Source organism: Luteimonas deserti (assembly GCF_013425765.1).
GTDB classification, from domain to species: Bacteria; Pseudomonadota; Gammaproteobacteria; order Xanthomonadales; family Xanthomonadaceae; genus Luteimonas; species Luteimonas deserti.
The window spans coordinates 86,502-104,998 of the sequence record NZ_JACCJZ010000004.1; the positions used below are offsets into that span (position 1 = coordinate 86,502).

An 18,497-nucleotide genomic window follows, 5' to 3' on the forward strand; every position below is an offset into this window, starting at 1 on the left:
GCGCTGGTGCCCGATTCATGCCTGTTCATAAGCGGGAAAATGAACAGAAGAAACACGCATCGCTCGGTAGACTTCATCCGGTGACTACATCCGATCGCCAAATGGAGTCCTCGCTCTCGAGCGCTGACAGTGTGCGGGATCGCCTGCGCGCGGCGACGCATGCGCAGCATGCCGAGGTGGATGCGAGTTTCCCCCAGGGACTGCGCGATCTCGCGGACTACGCGCGTTACCTGCGCGGCATGCACCGCTTCGCTGTGGACTTCGAGACCGCCGTCGGCGCGCCTGCGCGGCAGTCGCTGTGGCTGGCGCGCGATCTGGCGACGAACGACCTGGCACCGCTGCCCGTTCTCGTCGCGCAGACGCGCGTCGGCGCCGACGAGGGACTCGGCTGGTCCTACGTGATGGCCGGCAGCAGTCTCGGCGCGCGTCATCTCGCCAAGGGCGTGCGCGGACTCGGCCAGACGCCGGAGCGCGGCGCGTGTTTTCTCGCGCGTCATTCCGGCGGCGCCGACTGGCGCGACATGCAGGCGCAGCTCGCCGCGCTGGATGTCGACGACGCACCGCGGGTCGACCGCATGGTGCGTGGCGCGCGCGATGCCTTCCACCACGTCGCCGCGTGTCTTGCGGGCGGCGTCACCTTCCAATCCCTCGCCAAGGAGAGCGCCGCATGAATCCGGCCCTTCAACGCGCCCTCGACGCCTGTTCGAGCGAGCAGATCCACCTGTCGGCCGCGATCCAGCCGCATGGACACCTGATTTCCTGCCAGCTGCCCGACTGGACCATCCGTCACGTCTCGGCGAATGTCGAATCGCTGACCGGCGCGCCGCCCGAGGCGATGCTCCGGCATTCCCTGCGCGAGTTCCTGACCGACGACCTGATCCAGTCCATTGCCGAGACCATCGGTTTCGGCGAACCCGGCGCGCCGCCGCAGCGCGCGGCGGTCGCCAACATCGGCCTGCTGGCACACCTGTGCGACGTGAGCGTGCACGTGGCCGACGGCCTGGTGCACATCGAGATCGAACCACAGCCACGCAGCGCGGGCGAACGCTCACCCACGGTGGTCGCGCAGACGATGATCGCGCGTGTCGCCAACAGCGCCAACATCGCGGATTTCAACCAGCGGGTGGCCGAACAGGTCCGTCTGCTCACGGGCTACGACCGGGTGATGGTCTATCGCTTCCGCCACGACGATGCCGGCGAAGTGGTGGCCGAATCCCGTGATTCGGAGCTGACGTCGTATCTCGGCCTGCGCTATCCGGCATCCGACATTCCCGCGCAGGCGCGCGCGCTGTACCTGCGCAACCGGATCCGGGTGATTCCCGACGCGCGCTACACGCCGGTGCCGATCGTGCCGGACCGCGATGCGCGCGGCATGCCGCTGGATCTGAGTCAGCATGCGCTGCGCAGCGTCTCGCCGGTGCATCTGGAATATCTGGCGAACATGGGCGTGGCGGCGTCGATGTCGATCTCGATTATCGCCGGTGGCCGCCTGTGGGGCCTGATCGCCTGCCACCACCGGGTGCCGCGGCGCGTGCCGCCGGGCGTGCGCGCGGCGGCTGACCTGTTCGGCCTGTTCGTCTCGATGCGCATCGCCTCGCGCGAGCAGCAGCACGCGGCCGCGGTCGAGGAGGAGGCGCGCAGCGTGCGCGATACCCTGGCGCTGCGCCTTGCGAATGCAAGTACGCCGCGGATGGCGCTGGCCGGCGAGCTCGACCTGCTGGTGCGTGCGGTCGACTGCGAGGGCGCCGGACTGCTGCAGGACGGGCACTGGCACAGTGCGGGCAGGGCACCTGCCGAGACCAGCGTGCCCAGCCTGCTGGCATGGCTCCGACGCGAAGGCGTCGGCACCGGCGGTGTGGTCAGCACGGAGCGGGCGGAGACCTGGGCCGGCTCTCTGGAGGCCGCAGACGGGCTGGCCGGAGTGCTCGCCGTGCCCCTGGACCTCGGCCGCGACGAGTGGCTGTTCTTCTTCCGCTGCGAGCAGGTGGAGGACGTGCGCTGGGCGGGCAGTCCCGAAACGCCGTTCGTGATCGACGAGGAGGGCGACAAGATCGGCCCGCGCGCGAGCTTCGCGGCATGGCACGAGACCGTGCGCGGCCTGAGCGCACCGTGGTGCGATGCCGATTTCCGCGTGGTCGAGCGCCTGCATCTGGTCGTGCGCGAACGCTACCGGAGGACCGGCCCGCAGGTGGACGCCTCGGACATCCACAGTCGCCATGCCCGCCTCGATCTGCGCAGCCAGCGGCATCGCCTGATGCAGCTGTCGGAACTGCTCAACGGCCTGGTTCACGTCAGTCCGGAAGAGGCCGCGAAGCTATCCCAGCGCATCAACCTGCTGGAGACCGAACTGCAGGGCCTGATCGGCCCCATGGCGGCCGAGGCCTGAGTCGCGCCGCCTGCGTGACGGGCATCGCCCGCGTCGGGCACGCGATGTGGTCGGGGATCCGGGAGAGGTCGATGCCGGTCCGGATCGCGCGCGGTCGATCCGTCCGTTGCGTCGAGGCCCGATCGGCCGGGACGCCGTGCCGAAGGTCGCGGCGCCGCGAACACGGTGACATGCGCAGGGCCGCGGCGGCGTCCGACACGAAAAAGGCCGGACATGCCGGCCCTCATCACAACCGGCGCTGACGGCCGGCCACTACGCCGCAGGCGTCACCACTCGACCTCGGCCATCGAACAGTTCAGCCCCGATCCGATGCCGAGCAGGGCGATGCGGTCGCCCTTCTTCAACCGGCCGAGGGCCTTGAGCTTGCTCAGCACGATCGGCACCGACGCCGGGCCGATGTTGCCGTGCTCGCCGAAGATGGTGTGCACCTTCTTCGGATCGATGCCGAAGGTCTGCACGAAGGCGCCGGTGTGCACCTTGCTCACCTGGTGGATCACGAACTGGTCCAGCTCCTCGACCACCCAGCCCATCGCTTCGCGCGCGGCGATGAAGGTCTTCTGCGCGAGCTTCATGCCTTCCATCAGCAGCATGCGGGTATCGGTGACCATGCGGTCGAGGTTGCCGCGGCACAGGGTGTTCCACTCGGTCGCCGAGCGCGTCACGCCGCCCTTGTAGCGCGGTGCGTCGGGGATCAGGTCGGCACGCGCCAGCACCATCGCCGCCGAACCGCAGCCGAGCGTGAGCGTGGCCAGCTCGTTGCGGAAATCGTCCTCGGTGGTCTCCGGACGCAGCAGCCGCTCGATGGTCTTCTCGTAGGCGAGGTTCGCGGTCTCGCCGTCGACGATCAGCGCGTAGTCGATCTCGCCCAGCTCGATCATGCGGCTGGCGACATCCATGCCGTTGACGAAGGCGAGGCAGGCGTTGGCGAGGTCGTAGTTCTGGCAGGTGTCGGGGATGCCGAGGTTGCCGCCGACGATGCTGGCCGTCGACGGCTCGAGATAGTCGCGGCTGACCGAGGTATTGACCAGCAGCCCCAGCTTGCCCACCTCGATGCCGGCATCGTCGAGCGCCTTGCGCCCGGCCATCGTCGCGGCATCGGAGGCCAGCACGTCGTCGTCCCAGAGACGACGCTCGTGAATGCCGGCGATGTCCTTGAGCACGTCGGTCTTGATGCCGAGTCGGTCGAGTGTCGGCTTCAGCCGTGCGTTGATGTCGTCACTGGTGACGCGGCGCGGCGCATCGACATGGGCGAGGCCGGCGATGGCGACGTTCTTGAAGAGCATGGGCTGGGCGCCGGATCTGGCAAGGGAGCCGCATAGGGTAACCGCTTCGGCAGATCGGCGCATTCCGCGCGGTCGCATCGGCGCGGCGCGTTTCGCGACGTCGTTGGCGTCACTCCGATCTGCGCTCGCAGGCGCGCCCGTTCAGCCGCCGCAGCGCCAGGCCGCGAAGCGCTGGGTGCCGCCCGACGGCTCGCCGAGCGGACTCATCGTATCGGCGCCCATGCCGGGCGCCTCGTTGCGCGCCAGCGTCTCGAGTTCCTCGAGCACGCGCAAGGCGTTGCGCTCGATGAATGCGATGTTGTGGGTCACCGAAACCTCCACCTCACCGCGCTTCTCGCACCCCGTCGGGGCCACGCCGGTCACGCGGACCGCGCTCGCGCCGGGCGCCATGTGCACCCAGGTGCAGCCGCTGGCGGACAGGGACAGCAGCACGACGAGCAGGGACTTGCGCATGCGGATAGCCTCCAGAAAAGTGGGGATGGAACGATGCCCGCCATTGTGGCCGGCATCGTCTGAGCGTGCGATCACGGCTGCACCCTCCAGGATCGGTCGCGAGCGCAGCCGGACTCATCGCAGGCGCGCAGGCCGCCGAGACACGTGGCACGCGCCGCGTGCCCGCCTCGCCGGCGACCACGGCGTCCCACCTGCACCCGGCGCGGTCAGGAACCGCCTCCAGGCGGCTCCGCCGAGCGCCGCGCGCCCACCGGCTGGCAAGCGCAGCAGACCATCCGGCAGGTCTCAGCGCGCGACCGGCCTGCCGTCGGCGTCCAGCACCTGCACATCGCCAAGCCCGAGAGCGCGCACCGGCGCCTCGATCTGGCCGAGATCGCCGACGACCACCCAGGTCAGCGCCTTGGGGTCGATCGTGGCCGCCACGCCGGCGAGGTCTTCGATGGTCATCGATTCGATCTCGGCCTTGCGCTGGAACACGTAGTCGTCCGGACGGCCGAAGCGCACGTTGCCACCGATGGTGTTCATCACCGCCCACGCGGTCTCGTAGGCACCCGGCAGGCTCAGCGTGTTGATGGCGCGCGCGCGCGCGAGCTCGGCGTCGGTCGGCGGACGCCGGCCGCTGGCCAGATCGTCCAGCTCGCGCTGGATCTCGGCCATGGCGTCGGCGGTCTTGTCGATCTGCACCGGCGCCGAGGCCATCCACGGACGCTGGCCCAACGCGCCGCTGGCCGAGCTGCGTGCGCCGTAGGACCAGTGCTTGTCCTCGCGGAGATTCATGTTCAGGCGCGCGGTGAAGTCGCCGCCGATCACGGTATTGGCCATGTCGAAGCGGGTGGACGACGCATCGTTGGTCGGCGGAATCACCTGCGCGGCGAAGATGTTGGCCTGCACCGCGCCGGGCTGGTCGATCAGGAACACCCGTGCCTGCTGCGGTCGGGCGACCTCGGCCACGGTGATCGGTGCCGGCGCTGCACCGGTGCCGCGCCAGTCGCCGAAATGGCGTTCGAGCATCGGCACGATCTCGTCCAGCGTGGTGTCGCCGACCACGATCAGCGCGGCGCCTTCCGGACGCACCCAGTCGCGGTGGAACGCGACCAGTTCGTCGCGGGTGAGCCTGGCGATCGCGTCCTCGTTGCCGCTGCCGGTGAACGGAATCGCATACGGATGCCCGGCGCCGTAGACCAGCGGCGGCAGGACGCGCATCGCGACACTGTTCGGGCGGGCCTTCTCCTGGGCGATGCCGGCGATCCAGGTGGCCTTGATGCGGTCGATCTCCGTCTGCTCGAAGTTCGGCCGGCGCAGCATGTCGGCGAACAGTGCCAGCGACGGGTCGAGGTTCTCCTTCAGCGCCGAGACGTAGGCATTGCTGCCATCGAGCGAGGCGCCGGCGCCGAGGCTCGCGCCCAGCGCTTCCACCCGGTCGGCGAAGTCGAGCGCGCCCAGACCGCCGGCGCCTTCGTCGAGCACGTTCATCGTGAAGCTCGCGGTGCCCGGCGTGCGGCCCTGGTCGGCGGTGTAGCCGCCCTTGAACTCGTAGCTCAGCTGTACCACCGGAATCTCCGGGCGGCGCGCCAGGATGACCTCGGTCCCGTTCGACAGCGTCGCGCGCTGCAGCTCGGGGAACTTCAGGTCGGGGAACGAGGCGGTCTTCGGCACGCCGGCGCTGCGGTCGACGCGGCTGCGCGTGGTCCGGTACTTGGGATCGGGCGCCGGCAGCGTGAACGGCGCCGGGGTGACCGCGGGCTCTTCGACCAGCGGCGTGCGTGCGCCCGGAACGACGGTGAGGGTGTGGCTGCCGACATCGAGCCACCTGGCGCCGACGGCGCGGACATCCTCCGCCGTGGTGCTGGCGACGTTCTGCAGCGATGCGCGGAAGCAGCCCGGGTCACCGGCGTAGACGGTGCATTCGGCCAGTGCGTCGGCCTTGCCGCCGAAGCCGCCGATGCGCTCGATGCCGCGAACGAAACCGGCGCGGAACGAGGTTTTGGCGCGCGCCAGCTCGGCCTCGGTGGGGCCTTCGGCGATCAGCCGGGCGAGTTCCTCGTCGATCGCCGCCTCGACCCGCGCGGGGTCCACGCCCTGCTTCACGGTCGCCATCACGATGAAGGTCGAGCCGAGCTGCGAGGCGTAGGCGCCGGCGCTGACGTTGTCGACCAGGCGGTCGCCGTGGAGCAGACGCCGGTCGAGCCGCGAGGCCTTGGCCCCGCCCAGCACGCTGCCGAGCACCTGCAGCCGGTCGATGTCGGCGGTACCGAGCTCGGCCACGTTCCAGGCGCGGTAGATGCGCACCTGCGGCACCTGGTCCTCCAGGGTCTCGCGGGTATCGGCGGGGCGTCTGGCGACGTCCACCGCGGGCTGTGCCATGGTCGGCCCGGCGGGGATGTGGCCGAAATACTGCGCCACCTTGCGCCGCGCCGTAGCGACGTCGATGTCGCCCGCCAGCACCAGTACGGCGTTGTTCGGTCCGTACCAGGTGCGGAACCAGGTCTTGACGTCGTCCAGTGAAGCCGCGTTGAGATCGTTCATCGAACCGATGACGCCGCGGTGATAGGGGTGGCCCGCGGGATACATGGCGCGGGTGAGGCGGTCCCAGACCTGGCCGTAGGGCTGGTTCTCGCCCTGGCGCTTCTCGTTCTGGACCACGCCGCGCTGCTCGTCGAGCGCCGCCTGGTCGACCGCGCCGAGCAGGTGGCCCATGCGGTCGGATTCCATCCACAGCGCCATGTCGAGCGCGGTGGTCGGCACGTTCTGGAAGTAGTTGGTGCGGTCGGTGTTGGTGGTGCCGTTCTGGTCGGTCACCCCGACCTGCTTGAAGGGATCGAAGAACTCGCCGTCGTGATTCTCGCTGGCCTGGAACATCAGGTGCTCGAACAGGTGCGCGAAGCCGCTGCGGCCGGCGGGTTCGTCCTTGCTGCCCACGTGGTACCAGATGTTGACCGCGACGATCGGCGCCTTGCGGTCGGTGTGCACCACCACGCGCAGGCCGTTGGGCAGGGTGAAGCTCTCGAAGGGGATGTCCACCGTCGCTGCAGCGGGAGACGGAGCGGCGAACGTCGTCGGGGCGGCGCCCAGGCCGGTCAGGGCCAGACCGGTCGCCAGCGCGAGCAGCGCCCGACGAGGACGGGACGGGGACGAAGCGGTGCGTGCGTGGCTCGCGGACATGCCGATCCTTGGGATTCGTGCGGAATGGACCGGCATCGTAGCCAGCCGGCGCCCTCCGGGCACGGGCCGCAGGTCATGGTCGCCGCGGACGCGCGGCCGGCCGCGGCGCGCGCCGCGCGTCTCGAGGCCATCGTCCGGGCTCGCCATTGCCGCGGAGCTCCCACCGGCCGCGCTAGCATCGGGCGCTCCGACCGCGAGCACCGACGATGACCGACTGGACCCTGGTGACCGGCGCCAACCGCGGACTCGGCCTCGAGTTCGTCCGCCAGGTGCTCGCCGACGACGGGCACGTCCTCGCGACCTGCCGCCACCCCGGCAAGGCGACGGCGCTCAACCACCTGGCCGCCGAACATCCCGGCCACCTCAAGATCCTTCCGCTGGATGTCGGCGACACCCGCTCGCGCGACGAGCTGGTGCGCGAATGGCCGCTGGCGACCGCCGAGGGCGCGCGGATCGGTCTGCTGGTCAACAACGCCGGCGTGCTGCACGGCGGCGAGCGCTTCGGTGCGCTGGAGGCCGCCGGTCTGGAGGACAGCCTGCGCACCAATGTCGTCGGACCGCTGCTGCTGACCCAGGCCCTGGCGCCGCTGCTCGCCGACGGCGCCCGCGTGGCCAACCTGTCCTCGCAGCTCGGCTCGATCGCGAACACCACGCACTTCGGCACGCCGAGCTATGCGATCAGCAAGGCCGCGCTGAACATGGCCACCGTGCAGCTCGCGCACGCCCTGCGTCCCCGCGGCATCGTCGTCGTGGCTCTGCACCCGGGCTGGGTCCGCACCGACATGGGCGGCGCCCGGGCGGACGAAACGCCCGAGGATGCGGTGGCCGGGCTGCGCCGGGTGATTGCCGGCCTGGACGACGCCGCCAGCGGTCGGTTCCTCGACTGGACCGGGGCCGCCCTGCCCTGGTGAGGGGGGATGCCGGACAATGGCGCCCCGCCCGAGGTGCCGCCCGGCCATGTTCGACGTCATCCTGCACACGCCCGAGATCCCGCCCAATACCGGCAACGTGATCCGGCTGTGCGCGAACACCGGCGCGCGGCTGCATCTGGTGCGGCCACTGGGCTTCGACCTCGATGACCGCAATCTGCGCCGGGCCGGGCTGGATTATCACGAGTACGCCGCCGTACAGGTGCACGACGACCTCGACGCCGCAATGGCCGCGATCGCGCCGCTGCGTCTGTTCGCCCTGAGCACGCGCAACGCCGTCCGGTTCGACACGCCCGTCTTCGAGCCGGGCGACGCCTTCCTGTTCGGCAGCGAGACGCGCGGCCTCCCGGACGCGGTCCTCGCCGCCGTGCCGGACGCGCAACGCCTCCGCCTGCCGATGCGGCCGGGCAATCGCAGCCTCAACCTGTCGAACGCCGTGGCGGTGGTGGTGTTCGAGGCGTGGCGCCAGCAGGGGTTCGAGGGCGGGGCCTGAGGTCACCCGAAGCGATCCGCGCGCGCTGGGCTGCCCGAGCGGCACTGAAGAACTTCTTGTTATTTTTTTGTGAAGGTGCCAAGCTCCGCGCCGCCGAGGGGGCGTGCGTCTGCACAGCTCGGCATGGGGTTCAACGCACAGGCATCGCTTCTGCCATCGCATGGCGGGTCGGCGTGTCCTGTGCGCGCTCAATCGTCCGAGGGAAGCGCGATGGGTCAGCAAGAAGGGACGCGCCTGCGCGTCGTGAAGGCATGTGTCGGATTCTTCACGGGAACGCGCAGGGCGGAACACGCTGCTCCGCGTCGCGCCGGCCTGTGGCGCACCGTCTGCCTGGCGGCGTGTTTCGCCTCGCCCGCGGCCTGGGCGGCTGACCTGCAGATCAGCAATCTGTCGGACACGGGCTTCGATCCCACGCCGGTGGGCGGCACGGTGGTCTACAACGTCATCGTGGAAAACGGCGACGTGGACACGGTGGCGAACGCTGTGGCCGTGTTCGACCTGCCCGTGGGCGCTACGCCCGGGGTACTGCCCGCCTTCTGCGCGAGCCTGGGCGGCTCGCCGGTCCGGATCCGGTGTGCGATTCCCACGTTGACCCAGGCCAGTCCCTCGGTCGCCTTCGACCTGGAAATGCGCACGGTCGGCATGACGGCCGGGACGGTCCAGATCGACGGTGCGATCGGCTTTGCCGGTGCGGAGCCGGACCCCGCGCAGGCGGTGCGCACGCTGGCCCCCGGGCATCCGTTTTTCCTCGGCGATACCGATCCTGCCAACAACCGGCTCTCCGAAAGCACCACGCTCCTGAATTCCGGCGATCTGCGCCTGACCAAGACGGCCTCGCCGTCACCGGTCACCGGTGGCGGCGAGGTGACCTACACGCTCCAGGTCTTCAACGACGGCCCCAACGCCTCCTCCGGTTTCAGCGTGGTCGACACGCTGCCGGCAGGAGTCAGCCTGGTCCCGAACAGCTTCGTCGGCGCGGGCTGGACCTTCAACGCGGCGACGGTGACGGCGACCTATGCCGGCACGCTCGCCAACGGTGGCAGCAGCGCCTTCAGTTTCCGGGCCCGGGTCAACGTCGGAAGCGGCAACATCACCAACTCGGCCACGGTCAACGCCGGTGCCACGCCGGACCCGAGCCTGGAGAACAACACCGCGACCGTGGTCACTCCGGTCACGCCGGGTGCTGACCTGGCCATCAGCAAGAGCGCCACTCCGGCGCCGGCGATCGCCGGTGAAACGGTCACGTTCAATGTCCAGATACGCAATCTGGGCCCCAGCGCAGCGACCAATCCGCGCTGGAGCGACACCCTGCCCGCGGGCTTCACCGTCGCCGGGGGTACCCAGCCCAACGGCTGGACCTGCGCTGCGAGCGGCGGCATCAGCGGATGGGGTTGCGCCTTCGCGGGTGACCTTCCGGTCGGCGCCAGCGTGGACTTCGCCATCGAGGCGATGGTGCCGTCCAACGGCCTCAACAGCAGCGGCGACGTCACCAATACCGCCACGGTGACATCGGACACGCCGGATGCGGTGCCGAGCAACAACGCGGGAAGCGTCACCTTCAGCGTCCTGCCCGACGGTGCCGACCTCGGCCTGGCCAAACGCAAGACCCCGGCGCTGGTCGCGATCTGGCCGGGCAGCGGCGACGACAGCGACAGTCTGATGACGTCCACCATCCAGGTGCGCAATTACGGCCCGCGTGCGGCGACCGGCAACGTCCAGGTGGTCGATACGCTCGCCCCGGGCGAGGAATTCAGAAGCGGCGGCGCGCCGGGCGTCTGGAACTGTGGGGTCACCCCTCCAGTGTGGAATGCCGGCGGCCCCAGACAGGTGGTCACCTGCAACCTCGACCCCTCGCAGTATCCACTGGCACGCGACAGCGACGCGCCGGTCCTGACCATCGTGACGCGCGCACGCACGGCCGACACCGCGCTTACCAACAACGCCTGCACCGGTGGTTCGGGCGGGTCGCTCGAGCCGGTCACCGGCAGCATCAACGAGGACCGCAACCCCGCGAATGACTGTGCGGGCGACGGCACGCGGACCACGAACGAGCGTGTCGATCTGCAGATCGAGAAGTGGACCAATACGCCGGATCCTGCCGACAACACCATTGGCGTCGGCGTGGCCAGCGTCACCTACACCCTGCGGGTCACCAATCTCGCGATCACCGACGCGGTGCCGGCCACCGGCATCGTGGTCAATGACACCTTGCCGGGCTTCGTGCCCGCTTCGAACAATCTGCCGGGCACCGGCATTTCTGTCGTCACCCCCACCGGCTGGGAATGCCCGGTCAGCGGCGCGTCGGTGGTCTGCCGCACCCTCGCCGGCACCAGTCTGGCGCCGGGGGCATCGGTCGACATCGTGATCTCGGCGGCCCGTCCCTTGTTCGACAGCATCGGCCAGAGTTCCGGTCCGTGCGGCGCGGGTATCGCGCCGTCCGGTGCGTTCTGCAACACCGCAGGGGTCGGGGTGGATCCGGCTGTCGCAGGCTCGGTCGGCGAGATCAACCCGGCCAACAATCGTGCGGGCGACTGGGTCCGTATCGAGCGCGAAGCCAATCTCCGCACAACCGCCAAGAACATCACCACGGGTGCAGTCGGCCGCGCCGGCGTCAACAGCCAGTACGTGATGTCCTATCTCAACGAAGGCACGGCCACGGTGCCGGCCGTCGTCTTCCAGGACACCTTCACGATTCCGGCCAATGACGCCGGCTTCGTGCTGGTCTCGGCCACCCGCACGCCGGGTGCGGTGACCTGTGGCGCCACCCCTGCGCCGGGCCTGACGACGACCATCACTGCGGGCGGCACGTCGTACGCCAATCCCACGGGTGCTCCGCTGGCGCTGGTGATCGCATGTCCCGCGCTGTCGATGGCGCATCGCCAGAGTGAAGACCTGCGGGTGACCATCCGCCCGAACGTCAACACAGGCAACGATCCGGCGGGCCGCCGGTTCGACAACACCGCCAGCTTCGTCATCCCCGGCGGTGCGAGCGGCAGCGACGCCAATGGCGCGTTCAACTACAACACCAATACCAGCGCGACCGATGACGAGCAGATCGCATCGCTGACGTTCGAACAGGGCGTGGCCGATCTGATCATCAACAAGACCGACCTGGGCTTTGCCGGTGGTGTCGACCCGCTCGGCTACGATGCGCTGAATCCCGCCAACAACCTGATCACGTACCGGATTTCCGTGCGCAACACGGGCCCGTCGGTGGCGACCGCCGTGCGGATCCTCGACACCTATCGCGCACCCGCCGGGCGCGAGGTCCGGTTCATGGGCATCGCACCGGGCCTGGTCAGCGGCCCGACCGGGCCGTTCAGTACGGCCGGCTGTACGACGACCAGCGCGAACCCGTTCACCGGCGCCGGCACGGCCGCGACGGACCCGGGGCTGAGTATCGAATGCGATGTTCCCGGCGCCGGCTTCGGTGCCAGCGATTCGCTGGGTGTGCTCAACGTAAGCGCGACGTCCTATGTCTACGTCCAGTACCGCTACGAGTCGCCACCGAGTGCGAACGGCGACACCGTGCGCAATGTCGCTGAAGTGCAGCTTGCCGAGTTCGATCCCAACCTCGCGAACAATCGCGTCGAGGAACCGACGTCGATCCGCGTGCGCGCGGATGTCGGCGTCACCAAGCATGTCTTCACCACGCTGCCCGACAGCGACCCGGACCTCGCATTGCCCGCGTCGCCCGCCACCACGGTCGCGCTGCGCCAGCCCTTCTACTGGGTGATCGAAGGCGTCAACGCAGGACCGGGCGCCAGCCTTTCGCGGGACCGCAGCGGGACCAGCCCCTTGAACGGGACGGGCACCGTGATCAGCGACACGCTGCCCCCGGGGCTCGAGGTCCTGGGCGCCGCCACATGGCAGAAGAAGGGGCCGCCCCAGGGCGGCGACGAGATTCCCAACGGGACCGGCGTCTGCACTGCGCTCGGTCAGGTACTGACCTGCCAGTTGGGCGATATGACCGGGGGCGGTCGTGCCCGCGTCGTCATTCCGGTGCGCTGGACCAGCTATCCCGGTACCGGGGCGCAGGTGAACACGGCGCGCATCGCCACCGAACAGGTGGACCCGAACCCGACCAACGACACCGCGACCAGGGACATCCTGGTCACGCGTTCGTCGCTGGCCGGCGTGGTGTTCGAGGACCGCGACCGCGTGGGCGCCAATGGCGGCACGCGCCAGTCTCCGGCGGCCGAACCGGGCATTGGCGGCGTGACCGTGACGCTGACCGGGACGGACGCGTTCGGCAACACGGTCAACCGGTCGGTCCTCACGGCCGCCGACGGCAGCTACAGCTTCAACAATCTGTCGCCGGCAGGAGCGGACGGTTACACGCTGACCCAGACCCAGCCTGCAGGCTTCATCAACAGCCCGGCGCCGCTGCCGGCGACCGGCGCGCAGGCGCCGTCCCTGGGTGGCACGTACACCGCGGGCACGCCGGACTCGGTAATCGCGTCCATTCCCGTGGGCGCGAGCGACACCGGTGTGCGCTACAACTTTCCGGAAGTGCGCCGGCCTTCGCTGTCGGGCTTCGTCTACATCGACGCCAACTTCAACAACACGCGCGACGCCGGCGACGGCGCGATCGCGGTGGCGACCGTTGAAGTGCTGGAGGCCGCCACGGGCACCGTGGTATCCACCACGACAACCGATGCCGCAGGCGCGTACGGCTTCACCAATCTCGACCCGCTCGTGGTCTACACCCTGCGCCAGGTATTGCCGGCCGGGAACTACCGCAATCGTCCCACCGCGGTGAATCCGGGCCAGATCGGCGGCGCGCCCTGCGCCACCGGCTGCACGCCGGCCACCGGCGTTGGCGGCGATGCCGCCACCACCGACCGCATCAGCACGATCGATCTGGGCACGGGCCAGAACGGCACCGCGTTCAATTTCGGCGAGGATGCGATCGCCGCCATCAGCGGCAGCGTTTATCTCGACCGCAACCGCAATGGCGATTTCGATGCCGGTGATGCCGGCAGCGAAAACTCCCGCCCCAACGGCGGCCTGCAGGACGTGACCATCACCCTGACCGGTGCGGGCGCGGACGGCATCTTCGGGACTGCCGACGATCCGGCGCCCGTGGTCGTGCAGACCGATGCCGATGGCGCCTATCGTTTCGAAGACCTCGTGGTCGGTCAGACCTACCGCGTCACCGAGACCCAGCCCACCGGCTACGCCCAGGGGCTGGAGAACCCGGGCGATGTGATCGACGTCGTCAACCTGCCGACAGCCGGTGTATCGGGGCAGGACTTCGGCGAAGTCCTGGGCTCGCTCGCAGGTCAGGTGTTCGAGGATTTCTCCTCGTCGCAGGCCACGACCAACAACGGCCTGTTCGATCCCGGCGAGAACCCGATCGCCAACGTCACCCTGACCCTGACCGGCACCGACGTGCTGGGCAACGCAGTCAACCGCACCGTGCAGACCGACGCGGCGGGCGCCTACACGTTCCGTGATCTGTTGCCGCCAACCGGCAGCTACACGATCACCCAGACCCAGCCGACCGGCTACATCGACGGCAGGCACACGCCGGGCAACGCCGCGACGCCGGGCAGCGCCACCACGCCCAACGTGATCGACGGCATCGTCATCAGCGCGGGCCAGGACGCGACCGGCTACCTGTTCGGCGAGCTCGCCAACGCCGTCATCAGCGGCACGGTCTACCTCGACCGCGACGACGACGGCACGCAGGGCAGCGACGAGCCGGGCATTCCCGGCGTCACCGTGGTGATCGAAGGTGCGGGTCCCGATGGCGTGTTCGGCACTGCCGACGACCTGCCGCCGGTCACCCTGACCACCGACGCCAGCGGCGCCTTCAGCTATGGCGGCGGCATCACCGGGCAGAACTACCGCATCACCGAAACCCAGCCCGGCGGCCTGGCCGATGGCCGGGAGAACACCGCCAACGTGATCACGGTGACCAACCTGCCGGCGGCCGGTTCCAGCGGCAACAACTTCGGTGAGCTGGCCGCATCGCTGGCCGGCAACGTCTGGCTGGATGCCAACAACAACGGCGCGCGTGATCCGGGCGAGAGCGGGATCGCTGGCGTCAGTGTGTCGCTGCCGGCAGGTACCGTGGACGCGCTGGGCAACCCGGTCGCAGCGGCGATCACCGATGCCAATGGCGACTATCGCTTCGACGATCTGCCGGGCGGCAGCTACACGGTGACCCAACAGCTGGCGCAGCCTGTCGTGGGCGGCGTCACCACCATCAACGGCATCACGGTGGCCGGCACCGTGGGCGGCAGCGTCAGCGGGACGGCGACCTCCGTCGCCACCACGCCGAGCGCGGTCTCGGGCATCGCGCTGCCTGCCGGTGGCGCATCGATCGGAAACGACTTCGGCGAAACGCTGGGCGTGGCGCTGTCGGGCCGCGTGTTCTTCGACGCCGACAACGATGGCGTGCAGGCGGGGCCGGCGGAAACCGGCATCGCCGACGTGAGCATCGTCCTGACCGGTACCGATGACACCGGCGCCAGTGTGTCGTTGAGCACCACCACCGGCGGCAACGGCGAGTTCGCGTTCGAAGGACTGCGCCCGGGCATCTATACGGTGACCGAGCCGAACCAGCCAGCCGGCACCAGCAACGGCCAGACCGTGGCCGGCAACGTCGGCGGCACGCCGGCGGGCACCGCGACGCCGATCACCGTCGTGCCGAGTGCGATCAGCGGCATCGACCTCAGCACGCCGGGCGCACGTTCGGTCGACAACCTGTTCGGCGAGATTCCGCTCAACAGTTCCATCGCCGGCCGCGTCTGGCTCGACACCAACAATGACGGCGTCGTCGCTCCCCAGGAGATCGGCATCGGCAACGTGGTCGTGCGCCTCACCGGCACCGACCTGGCCGGCAACGCGATTTCACGCGAGACCACCACGGATCCGGATGGCCGCTACGCCTTCACCGAGCTGGCGCCGGGCACCTACACCGTCACCGAGCCGGAGCAGCCGGACGGCACGCTGAGCGGCATCACCGTTCCCGGCACCGGCGGCGGCAACGTCACGTCGCCCACCACCACGCCATCGGTCATCAGTGGCATCACGCTGGGTGTGGGCCAGGACGTCACCGGCAACGATTTCGGCGAGGTGCCGGTCGGCTCGATCAGGGGCCGGGTCTACAACGACGGCAACAACAACGGCATCGTCGACGCCGGCGAAGGTGGCTATGCCGGGGTGCAGATCGTGCTCACCGGCACGGATGACCTCGGACAGGCGGTCAACGTCTCGACCCCCACCGATGCCGACGGCCGCTACCGCTTCGACGGCCTGCGTCCGGGCACCTATACGGTGACCGAGCCGACCCAGCCGCCGGAGACGCTCAACGGCATCACCACCGCGGGCACCATCGACGGCGCCCAGGTGGGCACCGCGACCCCGGTCGAGACCACGCCATCGGCGATCAGCGGCATCGTCCTGCCGCCGGGCGGCCAGTCGGTCGAGAACAACTTCGGCGAGATCGGCGACTCCCCGGACCTCGTGGTCAGCAAGACCGCGACGCCTGCGATCTTCACCGTCGGCAACATCGGCAGCTACACCCTGCGCGTGCGCAACATCGGCCAGCAGCCGACGGCCGGCGAGTACGTGGTCGAAGACCGCCTGCCGGCTGGCCTGACCCTGGTGGGCACGCCCGCCGGCGCCGGCTGGACCTGCAGCGGCGCAGCCGGTGAAGGCCGCTTCCGCTGCACCAGCAGCACGGTGGTCCCGGTCGGAGCGACCGCGGGCGATACGATCGTCGCGCAGGTGCGTGTCGACGCGTCGGCTGTGGGCAACAGCCCCGTGAGCAATGCGGTGATCGTGGAAGGCGGCGGCGAAAGCCCGTACCGGACGCCCACGCCGGAAGAGCGCGGACATTTCGAAGGCAGCATCGACACCTTGCCGGTCTGCGACCCGGCGATCACCCAGAACGCCTGTCGTCTGCCGACCCCGGTGCAGCTCGCGGCGTCGGTTTCCGGCACCGTGTGGTTCGACCAGGGCAGCGACACCGGGCTGATCGATGGCGGCGACCGTCGCCTGGCGGGCTGGATCGTCGAGATCGTCGATGCGGGCGGCCAGATCGTGGGCACAGCGACCACAGCGGCCGACGGCAGCTATGCGATCACCGGTCAGGTGCCCGGCGTTCCGCTGGACATCCGCTTCCGTGATCCGGCGAATGGCGTGGTCTGGGGCCTGCCGGTCAGCGGTGAGACCGCGGCCGGCCCTCCGGTGCCCTGCGATGCGGCCAATGCGCTCGCCAACGGAACGGCCAGCTCCTGTCGCAATAACGCAGATGGCAGCACGCGTCTGTCGGTCGTGCTGGCGCCGGGCCAGAACCTGCCGCAGCAGAGTCTGCCGCTGAACCCGGGCGGTGTGGTGTATGACGCCACGACGCGCACGCCGGTTGCCGGTGCCCGCGTCACGCTGACGCCGGTCGGCACCTGCGCGGGCTATGTGCCGGAGCAGCATCTGCTCAACGCCACGTTGGGCGGCTACACGGTGCAGGGCACGTCGGTCTCGATGACGGTGGGCGCCGATGGCGCCTACCAGTTCCTGATGGGCCCGGACGCACCTGCATCCTGCCGCTTCCAGCTCGCGGTGACGCCGCCGGGTGGTTACGCATTCCAGTCCGGGATGATTCCGGCCGAGCCCGCGCCGCTGTCGCCTCCGTCGACGCCGGGCACCGCGTTCCAGGTGCAGACCAATGCCACCGCGCCCACCGGGCCGGTGGGCAGCGCGACGACGTACTACCTCGAGCTGACCCTGGGCTCGGCCGTGGCCGTGCCGGTGCACAACCACATTCCGCTCGACCCGCAGGTCGCCCCGGGCCTGGTCATCACCAAGACCGGCGACCGCAAGACCGTGGACGTGGGCGACAGCCTGCTCTACACCATCACCATCCGGCAGACCGCCGGCGCGGCGATGGGCGTGGTCAACGTGATCGACCGCCTGCCACACGGCTTCACCTTCATCACCGGCACCGCGCGCGTCGACAACGCCGGCATCGCCGCACCGCTCGGCGCGCCGGGCCCGACCCTGGTGTTCGACGTCGGTCCGCTCGCGGTCGGCCAGCAGAAGGTGCTGACCTACCGGGTGCGTGTGGGCGTGGGCAGCCAGCAGGGCGATGGCGTCAACCGTGCACGCGCCTACGGCTGCTCGATCGATGGCAGTTGCGTGGATCCGATGACGCTGACGCCGTATCCGAGCGGCGGTGTCGTGGCATCCAACCCGGCCGAGTACCGCGTGGTCGTCGGCGGCGGTGTGTTCACCAACGAAGGCTGCGTGGTGGGCAAGATCTTCATGGACTGCAACGTCAATCACCTGCAGGACCGCGAAGAGCTCGGCATTCCCGGCGTCCGCCTGTATTTCCAGGACGGCACCTGGATGGTCAGCGACTCGGAGGGCAAATACAGCTACTGCGGCCTGCCCCCTCGCAGCCACACGCTGAAGGTCGACCCGTCGACCCTGCCCATCGGGGCCCGCCTGACCACCAGCAGCAACCGCAACCTCGGCGACGCGGACAGTCTGTTCATTGATCTTCGGAACGGCGAGCTGCACCGCGCCGACTTCATCGAGGGCAGCTGTTCCAACGCCGTCATCGAGCAGGTCAAGGCCCGCCGCACCCAGGGCGAGATCCGGGCGCCGGACACCGAAACCCGCCAGGCCCCGCTCCGGTTCGAGAGCAAACCGGCACGCGCGCCGCAGCAGGGCACCGACTCGGCCGACCAGTTGCCGCTCGTCGAACCGAGGCCCACCGGCGGCGATGCCGCCGCACAGCGGGAGGTGCAGCCGTGAGCCGCGCCACCTCCCGCCCCCTG

Annotated in this window: 8 protein-coding genes; 5 read left to right on the forward strand and 3 right to left on the reverse strand. The window is 69.7% G+C overall.

Annotation, left to right across the window (positions count from 1 at the left end; translation table 11 throughout):
• Nucleotides 1-101: 101 nt before the first annotated feature.
• Nucleotides 102-671 (forward strand): biliverdin-producing heme oxygenase, encoded by a 570-nt coding sequence (locus H0E82_RS01090; protein WP_180543129.1) that lies wholly within the window; start codon nt 102-104, stop codon nt 669-671.
• The gene (locus H0E82_RS01095) at nt 668-2,386 is read left to right on the forward strand and encodes a GAF domain-containing protein (RefSeq protein ID WP_180543130.1); all 1,719 of its coding nucleotides are present in this window, start codon (nt 668-670) and stop codon (nt 2,384-2,386) included. Before H0E82_RS01090 ends, H0E82_RS01095 begins: the two co-directional genes overlap by 4 nt.
• 266 nt (nt 2,387-2,652) lie before the next feature.
• Here H0E82_RS01095 and H0E82_RS01100 read toward each other — a convergent pair whose 3' ends face one another.
• From H0E82_RS01100 to H0E82_RS01110, 3 genes are all read right to left on the reverse strand, one after another.
• Nucleotides 2,653-3,669 (reverse strand): 3-oxoacyl-ACP synthase III, encoded by a 1,017-nt coding sequence (locus H0E82_RS01100; RefSeq protein ID WP_180543131.1) that lies wholly within the window; start codon nt 3,667-3,669, stop codon nt 2,653-2,655.
• Between the two features lie 141 nt (nt 3,670-3,810).
• Entirely contained in the window at nt 3,811-4,122 is a 312-nt protein-coding gene (locus tag H0E82_RS01105) for a DUF4156 domain-containing protein (RefSeq protein WP_180543132.1), read from the reverse strand.
• A 285-nt stretch (nt 4,123-4,407) separates the two neighbouring features.
• Nucleotides 4,408-7,284: a M16 family metallopeptidase gene (locus tag H0E82_RS01110; RefSeq protein WP_180543133.1), complete on the reverse strand. Its 2,877-nt coding sequence runs from the start codon at nt 7,282-7,284 to the stop codon at nt 4,408-4,410.
• 206 nt (nt 7,285-7,490) lie between these two features.
• On the opposite strand from H0E82_RS01110, the gene H0E82_RS01115 reads away from it, so the two are divergent.
• The 3 genes from H0E82_RS01115 to H0E82_RS01125 all read left to right on the forward strand — a co-directional run bounded on the left by H0E82_RS01115 (nt 7,491) and on the right by H0E82_RS01125 (nt 18,474).
• Nucleotides 7,491-8,195, forward strand: a complete 705-nt coding sequence (locus H0E82_RS01115; RefSeq protein WP_180543134.1) for an SDR family oxidoreductase — start codon at nt 7,491-7,493, stop codon at nt 8,193-8,195.
• A 46-nt stretch (nt 8,196-8,241) separates the two neighbouring features.
• Nucleotides 8,242-8,706, forward strand: a complete 465-nt coding sequence (locus H0E82_RS01120) for a tRNA (cytidine(34)-2'-O)-methyltransferase (RefSeq protein WP_180543135.1) — start codon at nt 8,242-8,244, stop codon at nt 8,704-8,706.
• Between the two features lie 210 nt (nt 8,707-8,916).
• Entirely contained in the window at nt 8,917-18,474 is a 9,558-nt protein-coding gene (locus H0E82_RS01125; protein WP_180543136.1) for an SdrD B-like domain-containing protein, read from the forward strand.
• The last annotated feature ends 23 nt before the right edge of the window (nt 18,475-18,497 follow it).